The organism is Roseovarius sp., from assembly GCF_965228755.1.
GTDB lineage: Bacteria > Pseudomonadota > Alphaproteobacteria > Rhodobacterales > Rhodobacteraceae > Roseovarius.
This window is the reverse complement of sequence record NZ_CBDDIG010000013.1, coordinates 643,685-663,608: the sequence shown is the minus strand read 5'-3', so window position 1 is coordinate 663,608 and position 19,924 is coordinate 643,685. Positions and strand designations below refer to the sequence as shown.

22 protein-coding genes are annotated in these 19,924 nt (G+C 66.7%); 10 read left to right on the top strand and 12 right to left on the bottom strand.

Annotated features, from left to right (window positions below):
• Positions 1 to 2: 2 nt before the first annotated feature.
• A complete protein-coding gene (bhcB, locus tag ACO07J_RS21450) occupies positions 3 to 992 on the bottom strand; it encodes a beta-hydroxyaspartate dehydratase BhcB (RefSeq protein ID WP_422032777.1) in 990 nt (329 codons plus the stop codon).
• Positions 992 to 2,182: an L-aspartate--glyoxylate aminotransferase BhcA gene (bhcA, locus tag ACO07J_RS21445; RefSeq protein WP_422032775.1), complete on the bottom strand. Its 1,191-nt coding sequence runs from the start codon at positions 2,180 to 2,182 to the stop codon at positions 992 to 994. The genes bhcB and bhcA overlap by 1 nt, the downstream gene beginning before the upstream one ends.
• A gap of 151 nt (positions 2,183 to 2,333) precedes the next feature.
• Here bhcA and bhcR point away from each other — a divergent pair, with 151 nt between their 5' ends.
• Positions 2,334 to 3,161 carry an HTH-type transcriptional regulator BhcR gene (gene bhcR / locus ACO07J_RS21440; protein WP_422032773.1) on the top strand — a complete coding sequence of 276 codons (828 nt, stop codon included), beginning with the start codon at positions 2,334 to 2,336 and terminating at the stop codon, positions 3,159 to 3,161.
• 18 nt (positions 3,162 to 3,179) lie between these two features.
• Here bhcR and ACO07J_RS21435 read toward each other — a convergent pair whose 3' ends face one another.
• Entirely contained in the window at positions 3,180 to 3,698 is a 519-nt protein-coding gene (locus ACO07J_RS21435; protein ID WP_422032771.1) for a winged helix DNA-binding protein, read from the bottom strand.
• A 227-nt stretch (positions 3,699 to 3,925) separates the two neighbouring features.
• On the opposite strand from ACO07J_RS21435, the gene ACO07J_RS21430 reads away from it, so the two are divergent.
• The 7 genes from ACO07J_RS21430 to ACO07J_RS21400 are packed head-to-tail and all read left to right on the top strand — an operon-like array spanning position 3,926 to position 9,716.
• Positions 3,926 to 4,894 (top strand): TRAP transporter substrate-binding protein, encoded by a 969-nt coding sequence (locus ACO07J_RS21430; RefSeq protein ID WP_422032769.1) that lies wholly within the window; start codon positions 3,926 to 3,928, stop codon positions 4,892 to 4,894.
• 60 nt (positions 4,895 to 4,954) lie between these two features.
• Entirely contained in the window at positions 4,955 to 5,503 is a 549-nt protein-coding gene (locus ACO07J_RS21425) for a TRAP transporter small permease (RefSeq protein WP_422032767.1), read from the top strand.
• A 12-nt stretch (positions 5,504 to 5,515) separates the two neighbouring features.
• Positions 5,516 to 6,811 (top strand): TRAP transporter large permease, encoded by a 1,296-nt coding sequence (locus ACO07J_RS21420; RefSeq protein WP_422032765.1) that lies wholly within the window; start codon positions 5,516 to 5,518, stop codon positions 6,809 to 6,811.
• Positions 6,808 to 7,563, top strand: coding sequence for a 5-oxoprolinase subunit B family protein (locus tag ACO07J_RS21415; RefSeq protein WP_422032763.1), 756 nt, complete (start codon positions 6,808 to 6,810; stop codon positions 7,561 to 7,563). The genes ACO07J_RS21420 and ACO07J_RS21415 overlap by 4 nt, the downstream gene beginning before the upstream one ends.
• A complete protein-coding gene (locus ACO07J_RS21410) occupies positions 7,560 to 8,585 on the top strand; it encodes a biotin-dependent carboxyltransferase family protein (protein WP_422032761.1) in 1,026 nt (341 codons plus the stop codon). The genes ACO07J_RS21415 and ACO07J_RS21410 overlap by 4 nt, the downstream gene beginning before the upstream one ends.
• Positions 8,586 to 8,587: 2 nt before the next feature.
• On the top strand, positions 8,588 to 9,364 hold the full coding sequence (locus tag ACO07J_RS21405; protein WP_422032759.1) for a LamB/YcsF family protein: 777 nt from the start codon (positions 8,588 to 8,590) through the stop codon (positions 9,362 to 9,364).
• Positions 9,365 to 9,422: 58 nt separating this feature from the next.
• Positions 9,423 to 9,716 carry a hypothetical protein gene (locus ACO07J_RS21400; protein WP_422032757.1) on the top strand — a complete coding sequence of 98 codons (294 nt, stop codon included), beginning with the start codon at positions 9,423 to 9,425 and terminating at the stop codon, positions 9,714 to 9,716.
• Between the two features lie 10 nt (positions 9,717 to 9,726).
• Here ACO07J_RS21400 and ACO07J_RS21395 read toward each other — a convergent pair whose 3' ends face one another.
• From ACO07J_RS21395 to ACO07J_RS21360, 8 genes are all read right to left on the bottom strand, one after another.
• Entirely contained in the window at positions 9,727 to 10,449 is a 723-nt protein-coding gene (locus ACO07J_RS21395) for a ZIP family metal transporter (protein WP_422032755.1), read from the bottom strand.
• Between the two features lie 119 nt (positions 10,450 to 10,568).
• Positions 10,569 to 11,171, bottom strand: coding sequence for a tetratricopeptide repeat-containing protein (locus ACO07J_RS21390; RefSeq protein WP_422032753.1), 603 nt, complete (start codon positions 11,169 to 11,171; stop codon positions 10,569 to 10,571).
• Complete coding sequence (locus tag ACO07J_RS21385) at positions 11,143 to 11,853, bottom strand: ABC transporter ATP-binding protein (protein WP_422032751.1); 711 nt, start codon at positions 11,851 to 11,853, stop codon at positions 11,143 to 11,145. Before ACO07J_RS21385 ends, ACO07J_RS21390 begins: the two co-directional genes overlap by 29 nt.
• The gene (locus ACO07J_RS21380) at positions 11,843 to 12,610 is read right to left on the bottom strand and encodes an ABC transporter ATP-binding protein (protein ID WP_422032749.1); all 768 of its coding nucleotides are present in this window, start codon (positions 12,608 to 12,610) and stop codon (positions 11,843 to 11,845) included. The genes ACO07J_RS21385 and ACO07J_RS21380 overlap by 11 nt, the downstream gene beginning before the upstream one ends.
• Positions 12,607 to 13,560, bottom strand: a complete 954-nt coding sequence (locus tag ACO07J_RS21375; protein WP_422032747.1) for a branched-chain amino acid ABC transporter permease — start codon at positions 13,558 to 13,560, stop codon at positions 12,607 to 12,609. The genes ACO07J_RS21380 and ACO07J_RS21375 overlap by 4 nt, the downstream gene beginning before the upstream one ends.
• Positions 13,553 to 14,422: a branched-chain amino acid ABC transporter permease gene (locus ACO07J_RS21370; protein WP_422032745.1), complete on the bottom strand. Its 870-nt coding sequence runs from the start codon at positions 14,420 to 14,422 to the stop codon at positions 13,553 to 13,555. Before ACO07J_RS21370 ends, ACO07J_RS21375 begins: the two co-directional genes overlap by 8 nt.
• A 78-nt stretch (positions 14,423 to 14,500) precedes the next feature.
• Positions 14,501 to 15,793, bottom strand: coding sequence for an ABC transporter substrate-binding protein (locus ACO07J_RS21365; RefSeq protein WP_422032743.1), 1,293 nt, complete (start codon positions 15,791 to 15,793; stop codon positions 14,501 to 14,503).
• A gap of 313 nt (positions 15,794 to 16,106) precedes the next feature.
• Positions 16,107 to 16,481, bottom strand: a complete 375-nt coding sequence (locus ACO07J_RS21360) for a cupin domain-containing protein (protein ID WP_300891374.1) — start codon at positions 16,479 to 16,481, stop codon at positions 16,107 to 16,109.
• Between the two features lie 174 nt (positions 16,482 to 16,655).
• Here ACO07J_RS21360 and ACO07J_RS21355 point away from each other — a divergent pair, with 174 nt between their 5' ends.
• A complete protein-coding gene (locus ACO07J_RS21355; RefSeq protein ID WP_422032741.1) occupies positions 16,656 to 17,027 on the top strand; it encodes a cupin domain-containing protein in 372 nt (123 codons plus the stop codon).
• Complete coding sequence (gene betA / locus ACO07J_RS21350; RefSeq protein WP_422032739.1) at positions 17,024 to 18,727, top strand: choline dehydrogenase; 1,704 nt, start codon at positions 17,024 to 17,026, stop codon at positions 18,725 to 18,727. The genes ACO07J_RS21355 and betA overlap by 4 nt, the downstream gene beginning before the upstream one ends.
• Here betA and ACO07J_RS21345 read toward each other — a convergent pair.
• Entirely contained in the window at positions 18,724 to 19,911 is a 1,188-nt protein-coding gene (locus ACO07J_RS21345) for an iron-containing alcohol dehydrogenase (protein WP_422032737.1), read from the bottom strand. The two genes, betA and ACO07J_RS21345, sit on opposite strands and share 4 nt — an antisense overlap.
• Positions 19,912 to 19,924 lie beyond the last annotated feature (13 nt).

The following is a 19,924-nucleotide window of genomic DNA, read 5'->3' as shown; positions in this document are numbered from 1 at the left end:
TCTCAGCCCGCCATCCACGGCAGCTTGTCGAGGTCCACGTTCCCTCCGGTGACGATCACGCCCACCCGCTTGCCCGCGAACCGCTCCCTGTTCTTCAGGATCGTCGCCAGCGGCACCGCGCTGCTGGGCTCCATCACGATCTTCATCCGCTTCCATGTCAGCTTCATCGCCTCGACGATCTCCTCCTCCGACGCGGTCAGGATGTCGCGCACATAGGTCGACACGAAGTGCCATGTCAGGTCCTTCAGCGGCACCTTCAGCCCGTCCGCCACCGTCTCCGGCGCGTCGTCGGCGATGATGTGCCCGGCCCGGAAACTGCGATACGCGTCATCCGCCTGCTCCGGCTCGGCGGCGATCACCTGCACATCCGGCGCCAGCTCCGACAGCGTCAGGCAGGTGCCCGAGATCATTCCGCCCCCGCCGATCGGCGCCACCACCATGTCCAGCCCGCCGGTCTGCGCCATCAGCTCCCGCGCACAGGTGCCCTGCCCGGCAATGACGCGCGGGTCGTTATAAGGATGCACGAAATCGCCCCCCGTCCGCGCCTGCACCTCGGCGAACACCGCCTCGCGGCTGCTGGTCGAGGGCTCGCACTCGGTGATCGTCCCGCCATAGCCGCGCACGGCATCCTTCTTGGCCTGCGGCGCGGTGCGCGGCATCACCACGTTGCAGGGAATGCCCCGCCGCCCCGCCGCATAGCTTAGCGACAGCGCGTGATTGCCCGAGGAATGGGTGCAGACCCCCTTCTCCAGCATATCCTCCGGCAGACCGAACACGGCATTCGTCGCGCCCCGCACCTTGAACGCCCCGGCTTTCTGGAAGTTCTCGCACTTGAAGAACAGCTCCGCCCCGGTCAGGTCGTTGAGGTAAGAAGATGTCAACACAGGCGTCCGATGGATATACGGCCCGATCCGCTCATGCGCGGCCAGCATGTCGTCGAACACCGGTATTAACGACTTGTTCGGGATTAACGTCTTGTTAACATCCTTCATCACGCGGCCTCCCTTTGCCTGGCGCCTGCGGAGGCCCGATACACCTCCTGCGCCGCCGCCACGCCCGAGCCCAGCCGGATATCCATCCCGATATCGGCCATGCACATCTCCGCCGTGGCAATCCCGCTCAGCGCCATGACATCCGTCAGGCTCCCCAAATGCCCGATCCGGAACACCTTGCCGGCGACCTCCCCCAGCCCGGTGCCGAAGGCCGTGCCATAGACCTCGGCCGCCCGCGCCACGATATCGCTGGCATTCACCCCCTTCGGCGTCCGGATCGCGCTCACCGTGTCCGACCACAGCTCCGGCCCCGCGGCACACAGCTCCAGCCCCCAGGCCTGCACCGCCGCCCTGACGCCGTCGGCAATCCTCGCATGGCGGGCAAAGACCTGCGCCATCCCCTCCGCCAGCAGCATGTCGCAGGCCAGGTTCAGCCCGTTGATCAGCCCGACCGGCGGCGTATACGGATACCCGCCCTGCGCATATCCCTTCTCCATGTCGCGAATGTCGAAGAACGTCCGCGGCAGCCGCGCCTCCTCCACCGCCGCCAGCGCCTTGCGGCTGAACGCGGTGATCGCCAGCCCGGCGGGCAGCATGAACCCCTTCTGCGACCCGGCCAGCGCCACGTCGACACCCCAGTCGTCGAACCGGAACTCCATCGACGCGATCGACGACACGCCATCGACGAACAGCATCGCCGGATGCCCGGCCTTGTCCATCGCCGCCCGCAGCGCCCCGATATCCGAGCGCACCCCGGTCGCCGTCTCGTTATGCGTGGCCAGCACCGCCTTGATCCGGTGGCCCCGGTCCTCCGCCAGAACCGCGCCCAGCCGCTCTGCCGGAATGCCCTCGCCCCACGGCACCTCGACGACCTGCACATCCAGCCCGTGACGCTGGCACATGTCGATCCAGCGATGCGAGAACATCCCGTTCCTTGCCGCCAGCACCCGGTCACCGGGCGACAGCGTGTTGGTCAGCGCCGTCTCCCACCCGCCCGTGCCGGTCGAGGGGAACAGGAACACCTCCGCGCTCTCGCTCTTCAAAATCTCCCGCACCTTGCCCCTGACCGGGTGCAGCATCTCGCCGAACACGGCCGAGCGATGGTCGATCGTCGGCATGTCGCACGCCTTGCGCAGCGCCTCGGGAATGTTCGTCGGGCCGGGAATGAAAACCGGGTTCTGCAAGCTCATCATGGGCTCCTCCATCGCCTGACCGGAACGCTAGCAACGGGCGAGCCGAATGGAAATTTTTTTGAAAACCGGTTTCAGAATCGGTGGAAACGACGAAATTCCGGGATTATCAATGGGTTGAATTTTTTCACGATGCGAAGGCGTTTTTCATATGGCGCAGGAAACCGACAGCCCCAACCGCCGCGCCCGCGGCCGCCCCCGCGGCTGGGACGACAAGACCGAGCAGAACACCATCAAGTCGCTCGACCGGGCGATGCTGGTCTTCGAGCATCTCAGCCGCTTCAAGGGCCGGATGCTGACCGAACTGGCCGACGACCTGAACCAGTCGCCCGCCACGGTCTACCGCGTGCTCGTCACGCTCGAGACCCGCGGCCTCGTCGAATTCGACCCCGGCGAACAGCTCTGGCATATCGGTGCGCAGGCATTCGTCATCGGCGCCGGCTTCCTCCGCCGCACCAGCCTCGTCGAACGCGCCCGCCCGATCCTGCGCCACCTGATGGAACAGACCGGCGAGACCGCCAATCTCGGCCGCGAGCAGGACGGGCAGGTGCTGTTCCTCAGCCAGGTCGAGACCAACGCCACCATCCGCGCCTTCTTCCCGCCCGGCACCCTGGCCGAGATGCATTCCTCGGGCATCGGCAAGGTGCTGCTGGCCCAGATGCCGCCCGAAAGGGTGGCGCAGGTGCTGGCCAGCCACCCCTTGCAGACCTTCACCGCCAACACCCTCACCGACCCGGCAAGCCTGGCCCGCGACCTCGCCACCATCCGCGAACAGGGCTTCGCCATCGACGCCGAGGAACGCAACGAAGGGATGCGCTGCATCGCCGCCCCGGTCTTCGACCACAGCCGCACCGCCGTGGCCGGCCTCTCCGTCTCGGGTCCCACGAGCCGCGTCTCCGAGGACAAGACCGAGGAGCTGAGCCGCGCCGTGATGCAGGCCGCGCAAGACTTGTCCTCCGCCCTCGGCGGGCTCCCCTGACCTATCTGTTATCGCCTTTCAAAGAGACGCCGCCGCCCGGCTCGCCTGGTCATACTGCCCCGACAAAGACCTGAGCGTCCGCGCCAGGTCACGCATCTGCGCCCCGGTCAATTCCGAGCTGCCCGCGTCCAGCAGGCACTGCCGCCGCACGTCGCGATAGCCCTCGCACAGCTTTTCGCCCTTGGCCGAGGTGCGGTAGAACACTTCCTTCCCCCGCTTCTCGGAATCGATCAGTTCATGCTTCGTCAACTTCCGCAGCGAATAGTTGACGGTGTGGTTGTCCTCGATATTCAGAAGGAAGGCTATATCGCTAAGCCGCTTGTCGCGCCCGCGATGGTTCACGTTATGCAGAATCAGGATGTCGAGCGGGTTCAGATCCCCCTGCCCCGCGGCCGCCATGCAGCGCGTCATCCAGCGGGAAAACGCGTTGAAGGCGATGATCAGCCCGAACTCGAATTCCGACATCTCCCAGCCCTCGCCCTCGGCCAGATGCCGTGACGAAACGATCCGCCGCCCAACGTCGCCATCTCCGGACATGACCCTCCCTTTCACCTGAAAACGCTTACGTTTTGTTAATGTTTTCACATCGTGTCGCCGTTTTCAACTCCGGCCACCATCTTTCCTGACATACCCGCCCGGCCATCGAGACCGATCCTCGACACCACCCCCGGCGGATGCCTCGGCGCGCCCCTAAATAACAAAACGTTGACAAATTACAAACGTTCCGTCAGCTTTGCGCCATAATCAATCAGGGAGAAAACACCATGAAACTGACCAACCTGCTCAGCGCCGCCGCCCTCGCGACGGCCCTCGCCCTTCCCGCCTCGGCCGAGAAATGGGACATGCCGACCCCCTACCCGGATGCGACCTTCCACACCGTCAACATCAGCGAATTCGCCTCTGACGTGTCCGAGGCCACTGATGGCGCACTGGAAATCACCGTCCACTCCGCCGGCTCGCTCTTCAAACACCCCGAGATCAGCAAGGCCGTCCGCAGCGGCCAGGTGCCGATCGGCGAATTCTTCCTGTCGCTGCTGGCCAACGACAACGCCGTCTTCGGCGCCGACTCGCTGCCCTTCCTCGCAACCAGCTACGAGGATGCGCAAAAGCTCTGGGACGCCCAGAAAGACGTGGTCACCAAGCTGCTCGACGAACAGGGGCTGATGCCGCTCTACGCCGTGCCGTGGCCGCCGCAGGGGCTGTACACCACCAAGGAAATCAACTCCGTCGAAGACCTCGCCGGCCTGAAGTTCCGCACCTACAACGCCACGCTGGAAGAGTTCGCCAACCTCGCCGGCGCGGCCCCCACGCAGGTCGAAGTGCCCGACATCCCGCAGGCCTTCAGCACCGGCCGGGTCGAGGCGATGATCACCTCGCCCTCCACCGGCGCCAACTCGCAGGCCTGGGATTTCCTGTCGCATTACACCGATATCCAGGCGTGGATCCCGAAGAACATCGTCGTCGTCAACAAGCGCGCCTTCCAGCGGCTTGACGAGGAAACCCAGCAGGCCGTGCTCGACGCCGCCGCCGCCGCCGAAACCCGGGGCTGGGAGATGAGCCAGAAGGAAACCGACGAACAGACCGCCGTGCTCGAGGAAAACGGCATCACCATCGTCGAACCTTCGGAAGAACTGATGACCGGCCTGCGCGAGATCGGCGAGCAGATGCTGGCAAACTGGAAGGAAGAGGCGGGCGAAAACGGCGCAGCGCTGCTCGACGCCTACCAGCGGTAACGGCCACCGGCCTGCCGGGCGCCTCCCCGCGCCCGGCCACCCCCTGACAGGAGAATGCCCATGCGGAGCATCCTGAATACCCTGTACCGCGTGGCGGGCGGGCTGGCGGCGCTGTTCATCCTCGCCATCACCCTGCTGGTCTTCGCCCAGGTCGGCCTCAACCTCGCCGACAAGATTTCCGCCGCCATCACCGGCCGCGGCGTCGGCCTGACGATCCCCTCCTATGCCGATTTCACCGGCTTCTTCCTCGCCGCCTCCACCTTCCTCGGCCTCGCCTACACTTTGCGCGAAGGCGGGCATATCCGGGTGACGCTGATCACCGGCCACCTGTCCGACCGCGCCCGCCGCGGCACCGAGATCGCCGTGACAGCCATCGCCCTCGCGATGACCGCCTTCGCCACGTGGTACATGGTCAAACTGGCGCTGGAATCGCACGAGTTCGGCGACAAGAGTTCCGGCATGGTCTCCGTCCCCCTCTGGATCCCGCAGATCCCCGTGGCCCTCGGCCTCGCCATCCTGTCCATCGCGCTCATCGACGACCTGGTCGATCTGCTGCGCGGCCGCCCGCCCTCGTGGGAGGGCAAGGGCGAAAACCTTCTCAACGAATAGGATCGCCCGGCCATGACCGTCACCCTGCTCTCCGTCATCCTGCTGATCCTGCTCTTCGCCTTTCTCGGCGCGGGCCTCTGGGTCGCGCTTTCGCTCCTCGGCGTCGGCATCGCCGGCATGGCGCTCTTCTCCAACGCGCCCCTCGGCCTTGTCATGGCCACCACCATGTGGGGACACAGCAACAACTGGGCGCTCGCCGCCCTGCCGCTCTTCATCTGGATGGGCGAGATCCTCTTCCGCTCGCGCCTGTCCGAGGACATGTTCGCCGGCCTCGCCCCGTGGATGAACCGCCTCCCCGGCCAGCTTCTGCACGTCAACGTCTTCGCCTGCGGGATCTTCGCGGCGGTCTCCGGCTCCTCCGCCGCCACGGCAGCCACCATCGGCAAGCTCTCCATCCCCGAACTCAAGCAACGCGGCTACCCCGAGACGATGGTGATCGGCACGCTGGCGGGCTCGGCCACGCTGGGCCTCCTGATCCCGCCCTCGATCATCCTCATCGTCTACGGCGTCGCGACCGAGCAATCCATCGCCCGGCTCTTCGTGGCCGGCGTCCTGCCGGGTCTGATGCTGGTGGCGCTTTTCGTGGGCTTCCTCGCCGTCTGGTCGATGCTCAACCGCCACCGCCTGCCGGATGAAGCCGAGAACGTGCCATTCCGCGAACGTCTCCGCCGCTCGCGCCGGCTGATCCCGGTGCTGCTCTTGATCCTCGGCGTGATCGGCTCGATCTATGCCGGCCTCGCCTCGCCCACTGATGCCGCCGCGGTCGGCGTGGTGCTCGCCCTGATCCTGTCGTGGAGCTCCGGCTCCCTCACGGTCCAGACCTTCAAGGACGGGCTGATGGGCGCGATGGTCACCTCCTGCATGATCGCCTTCATCCTCGCCGGGGCCTCCTTCCTGACCGTGGCGATGGGCTTCACCGGCATCCCCCGGACGCTCGCGGAATGGATCGGCGCGATGGAGCTGTCGACCTTCACCCTCCTCGCCGCGCTCACCATCTTCTTCGTCATCCTCGGCTGCTTCCTCGATGGCATTTCCGTCGTCGTCCTCACCGCCTCGGTCATCATGCCGATGGTGCTCGACGCCGGGATCGACCCGCTCTGGTTCGGCATCTTCCTCGTCATCGTCGTGGAAATGTCGCAGATCACGCCGCCCGTGGGCTTCAACCTCTTCGTGCTGCAATCCCTCACCGGCCGCGACATCCTCAGCGTCGCGGTGGCGGCCCTGCCCTTCTTCTGCCTGATGATCGTGGCCATCGTGCTGATCATCGTCTTCCCGGAAATCGTCACCTACCTGCCGGGGCGGATGTGACCGGGGGCAACGCAGATACCACGCCGCAAACCGCCCCCCGCATCCGCACCGCGGGGGTCGACGGGATGCTGGTCAGCTTCGGCGACAGCCTGAGCGAACCGGCCAACCGCGCCGCGCTGGCCTTCCGGGCGGAGATCGAGCGGCAGGGCTGGGACGGGGTCGAGGAAAGCACCACCTCGCTGGTCTCGGCCTACCTGCGCTTCGACCCGCTGCACCTTGGCCATGGCGAGTTGAAGGCCAAGCTCGACACCCTGCTCTCCAACCGCGACTGGTACGAGGCGCCCCTCCCCTCCGGCCGCCGCCTCTGGCGCATCCCGGCGGTGTTCGGCACCGACCTCGGCCCGCAACTGGACCAGGCGGCAGAGGCGGCGGGCGTCACCACCAAACAGGCCATCAAGGACTTCACCCAAACCCGCATACGCGTCCAGACCATCGGCTTCGCCCCCGGCCAGCCCTATCTTGGCGAGCTGCCAAAGGCATGGGACATCCCCCGCCAATCCACCCTCACGAGCCGCATCCCCGAGGGCGCGTTGGCCGTCGCCATCCGGCAACTGGTGCTCTTCTCCGTCGCCACGCCCACCGGCTGGCAACATATCGGCCAGACCGCCATGCGCCTCTTCCAGCCGGAGGCCGACGAGCCCTTCCTACTGCGCCCCGGCGACGAGGTGGAGTTCACCCAAACCGCCGCCGAAACCCTGTCGAACATGCGATCTGACCCCCATGGCGGCGCGGAGCGGTCGGACCTGCCATGACCGACACCCTGACCATCCACCGCACCGGGCCGGGCCTGACCCTGCAGGACATGGGCCGCCCCGGCTACCTCGCCCTCGGCCTCTCACGCGGCGGCGCGGCGGACCGGCTTGCGCTGGCCGAAGGCGCGGCACTCCTCGGCCATTCGACCGACCTGACCGCCATCGAGATGACCGGCACGGGCGGCGAATTCGAGGCCAGCCGCGACACCCGCATCGCCCTGACCGGCGCCCCCATGGCCGCCAGCATCGACGGCACCCGCATCGCCTGGAACGCCAGCCACACCCTGCCCGCCCAGGCCCGCCTGACCATCGGCTCGGCCAGCGAAGGCGTCTACGGCTACCTCCATGTCGGCGGCGGTGTCCGCCCGCCCGAACGGCTCGGCGCCCACTCGGCCCATCTGGCAGCCGGGATCGGCGGGCTGCTCGAAGCCGGCGACCGAATAGACCTCGGCCCGGACGACCGCACCGCCACCGGCCTGACGCTCCCCAAGGACAGCCGCTTCGCCGGCGGCACCATCCGCATCCTGCCCTCGATCCACACCGACGCCTTCCCCGAAGAGCTCTGCACCCGGTTCGAGAATACCACCTTCACCCGCGACACCCGCGGCAACCGCATGGGCGTGCAACTGAAATGGGATGGCGACGGCTTCCTCCCCGAGATCGGCCGCAAGATCGTCTCCGAAGTCATCATGCCCGGCGACATCCAGATCATCGGCGACGGCACCCCCTACGTGCTGCTCAGCGAATGCCAGACGACCGGCGGCTACCCCCGGATCGCCACCGTCCTGCCCTGCGACCTGCCGCGCATCGCGCAAGCCCCGGCGGGCGCACCGCTCCGGTTCCGTTTCGTCACCCTCGAAGAGGCCGTCGAGGCCGAACGCAAATCCGCCCAGGCCATCGCCGACCTGCCGAAACGCCGCCAACCCCTGATCCGCGACCCGGCCACCATCCCGAACCTGCTGTCCTACCAGCTCATCTCGGGCATGACGGCGGGCCGCGAGCTTGACCCTGAAGGAGCCTGACAATGTCACGAACCGTCGATCTCAACGCCGATATGGGCGAAAGCTTTGGCCCCTGGGTGATGGGCCGCGATGCCGACCTGCTGGATGTCATCACCTCCGCCAACATCGCCTGCGGCCTGCACGCGGGCGACTGGGACACCATGGCGGAAACCATGAAACGGGCGGTCGCCAACGGTGTGGGCCTCGGCGCGCATCCCGGCTTCCCCGACCTGCAAGGCTTCGGCCGCCGCCGGATGCATATGCCCGCCGCCTCGCTCGCCAACCTCGTCCGCTACCAGGTCGGCGCGGCAGAGGGGATGGCGCGGGCCGCGGGCGGCACCCTCCGGCACCTCAAGCTGCACGGGGCGATGGCCAACATGGCCTCGGAGGACGAGGCCATGGCCCGCACCTGCTACGAGGCCGCCCTGTCTGTCGCGCCGGACCTGATCGTCATGGTCCTGGCCGGCACCGCGCAGGAAAAGGCCGCGCGTTCAATCGGTTGCCCCATCGCGCACGAGATTTTCGCCGACCGCGCCTATAACGACGACGCCACCCTCGTCGACCGCAGCCAGCCCGGCGCGGTGATCCACGACGCCGCCCTCGCCGGTCAGCGCATGGTCGAGATGGTCCGCGAGGGCGCCATCATCACCGAGAGCGGCAAGCGGATCGAGACCCGCATCGACACGATCTGCCTGCATGGCGACACCGCCGAGGCGGTGGACATCGCCAAGACGGTCCGGCAGGCCCTCAAGGACGCGGGGATCGGCCTGCGCCGGTTCCACGACGAGGCCGCATCTTGAGCGGTTGCGGCGCTGTGGTATCATGGGGATGCATACAAGGTCTTTACGGAGGCATGAGATGCATTCAGACCTGCAAACCCGCCGCCGCGTGCTGCTCGTCACCTATCGCCGGTATCTCGAGGCCGAGCGCGCCCTGACGCTGGCCCGGCAGGAGATGAAGGCGTGGTTCCCCGCCGCCGCCCGGCCGGGGGAGACGGCCATCGGCCAGCCCGGCTCGCGCATCCGGCGCGTCTATGACCGGCGCGAGCGGGCGATCCTGCAACTTGCTGCGGCGAAAGAGAAATTGGAACGCGCACGGGTCAGGCTGGCGGCCAGACGCCCGGCGCCGTTGCAGCTGATCTGGGTCCGGTAATGGGCCCTTGTCAGCCGCCCATCTGGGTGACGAGGGCGTGGCCGACCATGCCCAGCGAGAACCCCAGCAGCGCGGCGAGGGAGGGCGCCTGGCGGTGCTCCAGATGGGCCTTCACGGCGATGTCCTGGAAGGTCAGGAACAGGATGCCGCCCGCCGCCGCCATCATGATCACTCCGGTCAGAAGCGGTTGATCCGCAAGGAAAAAATACCCCAACAGAACCGCCGCCGGACCCAGCAGTGACAGGGCCAGGAAGATGCGCATGATGCGGCGGCCGGAGTGGTCGCCGGCTTGCAGTTCGCGCCAGGAGTTGAAGGCCTCGGGGAGGTTCTGGGCGCCGATGAGGAAGGCCAGCAGCGCCGCCTCGGCGGTGCGGGCGGCCATCATGGCGCCGAGGGCGGCCGCTTCGGGGACGAAATCGGTCAGCATGGCGATGAACTGGGCGTTTTTCGAGGCGTTCTGTTTCTGCAGGTGTTCCAGCAGGGCGAACACCGCGCCACCGGCGAAGAATGTCAGGACCGCCGCCCAAAGTGGAAGCATTTCAAGGGCTTGCGGGACCAGAACAAAGGCCACGGCCGAGACGAGGATGCCGCCGCCGAAGGCGATGACGCTGTGGCGGACCTCTTCTTCGAGCCAGTTGGGCTGGATGCGTTCGATGCTGGCGAGATAGCCGCCGGCGGGGATCATCAGGCCGGCGAAAAGGCCGTAGAAGATGGCAAGAAGTACGTCTGGCATGGCACGAGACTAGGGGTTTCGGGGCGGGGATCAAGGCCGCCGGAAAGCCCGATTTCCAACGTCGGTATAACGTCGGTATTTTGTCGGTATTACGTCGGTGCGACGGACCGACGCCCGCGTCAGCCCCCGGGCGGATCGGGGATCAGCAGGCAGGCCGACAGAACCCGGCGGGTGTCGTCGAAGATCGAGGGCCGCTCGCCCCGCCAGCGGCCGAAATGGCGGTGCGCGGGTAGCGGCCCGTCACCGGCGAGGCCCGCCATGGTCTCGCGCGTCTCCTCGGCGAATTTGCGGTAGCGGGTGCGCAGGTTGTCGTGGAACGTGTCGCGGTGGCGCACCTCCATCCGGAGATGGAAGAGCGAGCTGCGCGCCCGGGGGCGGATTTCGACGTCGTCGATGAAGGCGCCGACCCCCGCCCATTCGGCCAGCGCGCGGCGGGCCACTGCCTGCGCCTTGCGCGACCGGCCCTGCCGGGCGAAGACACGGGCGAGCGCGGCCGGCGCCGTCGCACGGCGCGGGTCGCCCTTGCCAAAGCCCATAACCGCGATCCGGTCGGCCAGCACGAACAGCCAGCGCGCGCGGCCCACGCGCCCCTCGTCCCACGCCCGGTTGCCAGCTTCCATCGCCCGCTCCCAGACCAGTTCGGACCGGCGCCAGCCGGCCTCGCGCGCAAGGCGCATCTCGGTATCGCCGCGCTCAAATCCCCAGATATGCCGCGCGGACATGTTCGTTCTCATGTAGCTCACTTGCCGGTCCATTCAGGTTGCAGTTTCCGGTTTCCAGAACATAGGCGTGATCGGCCAGTTCGAGCGCCAGCTCGGCGTTCTGCTCGACCAGCACAACGGCCAGCCCCTGCTGCTGGTTGATCTCGCGGATGATCTCGGCGATCTCGTCGACGATGACGGGCGCCAGCCCCATCGACGGCTCGTCCATCAACAAGAGGCGCGGCTTCGACATCAGCGCCCGGCCGATGGCCAGCATCTGCTGCTCGCCGCCCGACAGGGTCTGCGCCCGCTGCCCGCGCCGCTCTTGCAGGCGGGGGAACTTCTTGTAGACCGTCTTGAGATCGGCCTCGATCCCGTCCATGTCCTTGCGCAGGAAGGCCCCGGTGCGCAGGTTCTCCTCGACCGTCATGTCAGGAAAGATGCGTCGCCCCTCGGGGACATGGGCGATGCCGTGGGCCACGACCTTGCTGGCCGGCAGCCCGTCGATGCGCTTGCCCTCGAAACTGATCTCGCCCGTCGTCACCGGCAGCATCCCCGACATGGCGCGCAGGGTGGTGGTCTTGCCCGCGCCGTTGCCGCCGATGATGGTGACGATCTGGCCGGTATCTACCGTCATCGAGATGTCGCGGATGGCGGTGATCTTGCCATAGGCGGCCGACACGCCCTTCAGCTCAAGCAACATTGCGCGACCCTCCGAGATAGGCCTCGATCACGTCGGGGTGGTTGCGGATCTCGTCCGGCCCGCCCTCGGCCAGGAACTTGCCGAAGCTCATGCAGGTGATGGTGTCGCACAGCCCCATGATCGCCTGCATGTCATGCTCGACGATCAGGATGGTGATCCCCTCGTGGCTGAGCTTTTCCATCAGGTCCATCATGCGCCGGGTCTCTTCCGGGTTCATGCCGGTGAAGGGCTCGTCCAGCAGCATCACGTCGGGATGGCTGGCATAGGCGACGGCCAGCCCCAGCGCCCGCTGATGGCCATGCGACAGGTCGCCGGCGCGCTCGCCCTTCAGGTGGGCGATGCCGAAGAATTCCAGCGCCTCGGTCGCCCGCGCCTCGGCCCCGCGCCGGTCTTCCTTGTCCCAGCCGACGATGGCGGCGAAGATGTTGGGGCGGAAGGGCATATGCGTGCCGACAAGGGCATTTTCCATCACCGTCAGCTCGGCAAACAGCGTCGAGTGCTGGAAGGTGCGCACCACGCCGCGGCGGGCGACCTCGTGCATCTTCAGCCCGGAGATGTTCTCGCCCCGCAGCAGGACCTGCCCGCCGCTGGGCTTGTAGAAGCCCGAGATCATGTTGAACGTGGTGGTCTTGCCCGCCCCGTTCGGCCCGATCAGCCCGTGAATTTCCCCGTGCTTCACCTTGAAGCTGAGATGGTCGACGGCGGTCAGCCCGCCGAAACGCATGGTCAGGTCCCTGACCTCCAGCAGGTCGGTCATGACTTCGCCTCCTTCCGGGTGAACCTTTGCACGATGCTTTCCAGCCCGTTGGGCAGGAACAGGATCGAGGCGATGAGGATCGCGCCGTAGATCAGCGGGCGGAGCTGTTCGAAGCCCATCTCGCGCAGCACCATCTCGTTCAGCACGGTCAGCAGCACGCAGCCGAGGATCGGCCCGTAGAAGGTGGCGGTGCCGCCGACGATGGCCCAAGTGAGCACGAAGACCATCACCTCGACATCGAAGCTGTTGGGGTTGATGGTGCCCACGTAATGCGCCATCAGCGCGCCGCCGATCCCGGCAAAGCCGGAGGCGATGGCGAAGGCCAGCGTGCGGTAGGCGCGCAGGTTCACGCCCGACGCCTCGGCCAGCTTGTCCTGCCAGTGGACGGCGTGGAAGGTCAGGCCCACGGGGCTTTTCTCGATCCGCCAGAGGATCCAGAGGCAGAGGATCACGATAGTGCCGGCGAAGTAGTAATAACTGATCGGTTCGAAGAAATCGAAATCGTAGATGCCGATCGAGAAGTCGGGCATCGGGTCGATCCCCTTGATGCCCTTGGGCCCGCCGAAGGGCTCGCGGAAGCGTTTCCAGAGAAGGCGGATGATCTCGCCCGCCGCGAAGCTGCCGATGAGGAAGTAGAACCCCTTCATCCGGAAGAGCGGGAAGCTGAGCAGGATGGCGATGAGGGCCGCCGTGATGCCGCCCAGCAGCATCGAGACGGGCACGAAGACCCCGAATTCCTTGGTGTAGAGCGCGCTGGCATAGGCGCCGACGCCCATGATCACCACGTGCCCGAGCGACCATTCGCCGGTCAGCGTGAGCAGGCGATAGGTGCTGACCAGGAGCACGTTGATGGTCAGGAAGACGAGGATTTCCTGTTGCGAGAAGCTGAGCCCGTGGGGGAGCAGGATGAGGGCCGCGAGGGCGATGGGCCAGAGGAGGTAATTAAGCACGGTCGGCACTCCCGAACAGGCCGGTCGGCTTGACGATCAGCACCAGCAGCATGAGCGACAGCCCGACGATGTCGGCGATCACCCCGTCGTAGAAGGTGGTGACGAAGGTGTGCACCACGGCATAGACGACCGAGGCCAGCACCGCCCCTTCGAGGCTGCCGACGCCGCCGACGATGATGACGATGAAGGCGGTGACGATGACCGAGTGGCCCATATGCGGGTTGACCGAGACGAGCGGGGCCGTAAGCGCCCCGGCGATGCCGGCTAGCCCGGCGCCGATGAACATGGCGATGCGGGCGGTCTGGTTGATCGAGATGCCCTGCAGTTCGGCGGCTTCGGGGTCTTGTGCCGAGGCGCGCAGGGCCCAGCCGAATTTCGTGCGCTTGAGGAAGTACCAGAGGGCGCCGAGAAGGACCACGGCGGCGATGATGACGAAGAGGCGCGAGAGGGGGAGGCGGACCTTGTCTGAGAAGACGATCACCTCCTGCGTCACCGGGGGGATGTGCTCCATCCGGACGCCGTAGCCCATGACGGCGAGCGCCTGCAGGATCATCAGGAAGCCGATCGAGGCGACGAGGCCGCCCAGGGGGTTGTCTCGCAATGGTCGGAAAAGGGCGCGCTCCATCAATAGCCCGAGCACGCCCACGAAGACGAGGCCGAGGGCCACGGCCACAAGGAAGGGGAGGTGCAGGTCGGCGTAGAAGGTGACCACCGCGTAGGCGCCGGCCATGAACAGCTCGCCATGGGCGAAGTTGATCACGCCCATGACACCGAAGATCAGGACCAGCCCCACCGCCACCAGCGAGATGTAGCTCGCGGCATAGACGGCGTTCAGGCAGGTCTGCGCCAGTAATTCAATCATCAGGGTATGTCTTTCCGTGCAGGTAGAGAGCGGCCCGGCCTATGTGCCGGACCGCTACCGTGTGCCACGTTGAGGGGATCAGCCGCGCTGGTCCCACATCTGGTCATAGGCCTTCATGTGCTTGACCAGCAGGTCGCCGTGCTTGTCGTACCATTCGGGGATGTTCTTGAAGCCCTTGATGGTGGCCTTGCCGTCCTCGATCACCACGACGGGCCAGTCGCCGACAAGTGCGTTGTCGATGCCGAAGAGCTCGGTGCCCCACCAGTCGGCGTCGCCGAAGGCGTGCTTGCCGGTGCCGCCGTCCTTCATGGCGGTGATCACCGCCTCGGGGTCGGCCGAGCCGGCCTTTTCGGCGGCGGCTTTCCAGAGGTCCATGATCGAGGCGTATTCCCAGCTCACCGCGCCCCACTGGCCGGGGAAGCGTTCGGCGTATTCGGCGTAGAAGCCGTTGGGGTCTTCGAAATTGACCTGGTCGGAATTCAGCGCCGGGTCGTCGAAATCGGGGAACTGGAAGATAAAGCCTTCCATGAATTCCTTGGACGTCTTCGAGATCATCTGGTCATAGAAATCCGCCGTGCAGCTGATGATCTGACCCTCGTACCCCTGCTGGAAAAGCTGTTCGCAGATCGGGTGGACGTAATCGGCATAGCAGGTGTCGAGGCAGACGATATCGGGGCTGTCGGCGATCAGCCGGGTCACCACGGGCGCGAAATCGGTGGTCGCCGGGTCGAAGAGGAGCGGTTCGCTCTGCATCTCGATGCCGGCGGCCTCGAACGCGGCGAGGTAGGTGGCGACGGAGGGCAGGCCAAGCGCGTCGTCCTGCGCGCACATCACGGCGGTCTTCAGGTCCGGCTTGTTCTCGGCCAGCCATTCGACGCCGGTGACGTTGTAGATCGGGTGGACCTCGGCGGGTGCGATCAGCGTGGTCGTATCGGGCGAAAGGTCCGACGGCAGCAGGGTCGAGAACAGCATGCCGGTCTTGTCGGCCACGGGCTGCACGCCCGGCCACGTGTCGCCGCCCAGCATCATGATGAAGCTGACGCCATCCTCGCGGATCAGCTTGGTCGCGCCGGTGCGGGCCTTGGCGGGGTCATATTCGTTGTCGTAGCTCACGAACTCGACCGGGTGGGCGCCGTCGGAAAGCTGGATGCCGCCTGCCTCGTTGATCCGCTCGGCCCAGATTTCGCAGCCGTCGAGACCGGGTTTGCCCCATGCCGCCACGGCGCCCGTCAGGGGGGCGAGGAAGCCGATCTTGATGGGCTCGCCCTGCGCCAGTGCGGCGCCGGGCAAACCCGCGCTGACCGCCGTGGCCGCCGTGGATTTCAGGAACGTACGGCGGGTGAGGCCGGACGAGAAGATTCTGGAAAACATCTTGACACTCCCATGTTGGCACCGCTGCTTTTTCGCGGCTTATTGCGAAGCCGAAACCAACCGGGCAGAGGAAATCAGACGATTTCTGGACCACAACTGAACCAATTACCCAAAATGGTTCGATTTCGGATCAACCATAGCAGGCCAATATCGATTCCGGCAAAGGATTCTTTCGAATTTCTCCCCGACCGGCCCGGCGCAGACCGTCATGAAGCCGCCCGCCAAGCGGGCTTTGGCGGGCGGTAACGCTGATTTTTTGTGCAATCGCAAGGCGCTGGCGGAGAGCGCCGAGGCGGGGAAACCGGGCCGGAGCCTAGCCCGACATGCCCGGAGATTCCTCGGACGCTTCGGCGTAAACGGCGATCAGGCAGCCGGTTTCGGTGTGCGAGGTATGCTCGGTTCCCGCCTCGAGCCAGACCACGTCGCCGGTTCGGTAGACCGTGCCGTCATTGTCGATCAGCTCGCCCTCGACGATCAGAAACTCCTCGGCCCCGCCATGGCGGTGCGGGGTCGACCGCGCGCCCGGTTCCATGCGGTAGATATAGAATCCGGTGTCGCGTTCGGTATGCGGGTTGAGCTTGATGTAGGAGGTCCCCTCCTCCGGCCCGCCGGTGGTGGTGTAGGGGGTATAGGCCGCGTCGTCGCGGATATTCGCGGTCTTCCGTTCGCTGGGCTGGATCGGTTTCATCGGGCGTTCCTTTCCGGGGATGAGAAGGGGGGTATCTGCGCCCGAGTGTAGCCATAATTTGAGTGAGCGCTCAATATAATTTTTCGTGTGTGAACCATCGGCAGACCATGACAGGCCGCTCCGGTTCCCCTAAGCTTTCCGCGACCGGACCAATCGAGAGGAAGCGGCCCGCCGATGATACGCGCAATCGACCTGACCGACGCCGAAACCCACGCGCTGGACGCCGCACCACGGCAGATGACGATGAGCGGCCCCGACGTGGCCGCGCCGACCGAGTGGGAGAACCTCGTTGTCGACCGCCCCTCGCCCCATGTCCGGGCGGGCACTTGGAAATGCGAGCCCTACACGGACGAGATCACCGATTACGAGTTCGACGAGTTCATGTACCTGATCGAGGGGCATATCGAGCTGATCTACCCGGATGGCACGCGCGACAGGTTCGGGCCGGGGCAGGCCTTCCTGCTGCCCAAGGGGTTCACCGGCACGTGGCACCAGCCCGGGACGGTGATCAAGTATTTCGTCATGATCGGCCGGCAGGACAGATGAGCGATTACGACTACATCATCGTCGGGGCCGGGTCGGCCGGCTGCGTTCTGGCCAACCGGCTGGGCGAGGATCCGTCGCTGCGCGTCCTCGTGCTGGAGGCCGGGGGCGACGACCGCTCGCTGATCGTGCGGATGCCCGCCGCGCTGTCGATGCCGATGAACACGAAGCGGTTCAACTGGGGGTTCAGGACAGAGCCCGAGCCGCATCTCGACGGGCGGCGGATGAACCTGCCGCGCGGCAAGGGGCTTGGCGGCTCGTCCTCGATCAACGGGATGTGCTGGGTCCGGGGCAACCCGATGGATTACGAGCTCTGGGCGGCGCGGGGGGCGACAGGCTGGGGCTGGACCAGCGTGCTGCCCTATTTCCAGCGGCTGGAAAATGCCACCGACGCGGGCGAGTTGCGCGGGCGCGGCGGGCCGATCGACGTGACACGGGGGGCCGAGGCGAACCCGCTTTACGCGGCCTTCATCGAGGCTGGCGTGCAGGCGGGATATGCCCGCAGCGCCAACATGAACGACCGCCAGCACGAGGGCTTTGGCCCGATGGAGATGAACGTGGGCGGCGGCGTGCGCTGTTCGGCGGCGCGGGCCTACCTTCGCCCGGCGATGGCGCGGGGGAACGTGCGGGTGAAAACCTATGCGCAGGCGACGCGCGTGATATTCGAGGGCGGGCGGGCGACCGGGGTGGAATACCGTCATAACGGCGAGGTCCGCACCGCCACGGCGGGGCGCGAGGTGATCGTCTCGTCGGGCTCGATCATGTCGCCGATTCTGCTGAAACGCTCCGGCATCGGGCCGGGGGAGGAGTTGAAGGCGGCCGGGATGGAGGTTCGGCACGATTTGCCCGGCGTGGGCGAGAACCTGATGGATCACCTCGAGGTTTACGTGCAGCAGGCCTGTACCCGGCCGATCACGCTTTATTCCGAGCAAGGCATGCTGGCGAAGGCGCGGATCGGGCTGGAATGGCTGCTGACGCGGAAGGGGCTGGGCGCGTCGAACCATTTCGAGGCGGGCGCGCATATCCGGAGCCGGGCGGGAGTGAGCTATCCGGATCTGCAGATGCATTTCCTGCCGATCGCGATTTCCTATGACGGCACGACCCTGGCCGAGGGGCACGGGTTCCAGGTGCATGTGGGCCCGAAACGGTCGAAGAGCCGGGGCTGGGTGCGGCTTGATGCCGAGCGGCCGGACGGGCCGCCGAAGGTGCGGTTCAATTACATGAGCCATCCGGAAGACTGGGAGGAGATGCGCGCCGGGATCAGGCTGACGCGGGAGGTGTTCGCGCAGTCGGCGTTCGATCCCTACCGCGGCGAGGAGCTGGCGCCGGGGCCGGAGGCGCAGTCGGACGAGGCGCTGGACGCGTTCATCAAGGCGAAGGTGGAGAGCGCCTATCACCCCTGCGGCACCTGCCGGATGGGCACGGATGCGCTGGCGGTGGTCGACCCGGAATGCCGGGTGCGCGGGGTCGAGGCGCTGCGGGTGGTCGACAGCTCGATCATGCCGCAGGCGACGGCGGGGGATCTCAATGCGCCGACGCTGATGCTGGCCGAGCGGGCGGCGGATCTGATCCGGGGGCGGGCGCCTTTGGTGGTCGAGGACGCGCCGATCGTGGTGGATGCCGGCTGGCGCGAGCGCCAGCGCTCGGCGGAGGTTTCGCAGGTTCTGGCGGGCGCGGATGAGGCGTATTTCGACCTGGGTTAGCGGGCTTTCCTGAGGGCCGCGTCGATCAGGCCGGCGATCTCCGCCTCGGTGGCCTGGCGGGGGTTGGTGGTGGCGGCGACGTCCTGGATGGACTTGGCGGCGATGCGGGTGGCGCAATCCTCGGCCACGCCGATTTCCGTGAGCGTTCGGGGGATGTTCAGGCCGTCGAGGATCGATTCGACATGGGCGGCGAAGGCGTCGGGCGAGAGCGCGCCCTGCCCCATCGCCTCGGCCATGCGGGTGGGCTTGTCGCCCAGCACCGGCAGGTTGAAGCGCAGGACGAGGGGCAGGATGACGGCGTTGGTCAGGCCGTGCTGGGTGTCGTACTCGGCGCCCACCATGTGCGAGATGGCGTGGACCAGCCCCAGCCCCTTGAGGAAGGCGATCCCGGCAAGGCAGGAGCCCGCCAGCATGCCGCCGCGGGCGACGAGGTTGTCGGGCTCGGCCACGGCGGTGGGGAGGTGTTTGCCGATGAGGGTGAGGGCCTGGAGGGCGAGACCGTCGCAGAGCGGGTTGAAGCCGGGGACGGAGTAGGCCTCGATCGCGTGGGTCAGGGCGTCGGCGCCGGTCCAGGCGGTGAGGGTCTGCGGCAGGCCGACGGTGAGCTCGGGGTCGAGCAGGGCAAGCGCGGGTTTGAGGTCGGGGTGCCAGACGCAGAGCTTCATGCCGCGGGCGACATGGGTGACCATGCCGGTGCTTTCCGTCTCGGCCCCGGTGCCGGCGGTGGTGGGGATGGTGATGAGCGGCGGAAAGGCGGGCTGGCCGGTCATGTCGGGCGGGGTCTTGTCGAAGTCGAAATCCCACAGGTCGATGGCGTTGGCGGCGGTCAGGCAGACGGCCTTGCCGCCATCCATGGCGCTGCCCCCGCCGATGGCGATCACCGCGTCGTGGCTACCCTCGCGGTACATCGCCCGGCCCGCGCCGATCTCGTCGTCGCGGGGGTTGGGGGAGATGCCGGAGAAGACGTCGGAGGCGAGGCCCGCACCCGCCAGCACCTCTTGCAGACCGCCGATGAAGGGCAGGTCGCGGCTGCCCCGGTCGGTGACGATCAGCGGGTTCCTGAGCCCCATCGCCGCGCAGCGCGTGCCCATTTCCGACAGGCGGCCCGGGCCATAGGCGATGGGCACCGGAAAGGTCCAGTCCTGCGGGGCGAGCAGGTCGTGTTCGATGGGCGACAGGGGCATTCGGGGCGTCCTT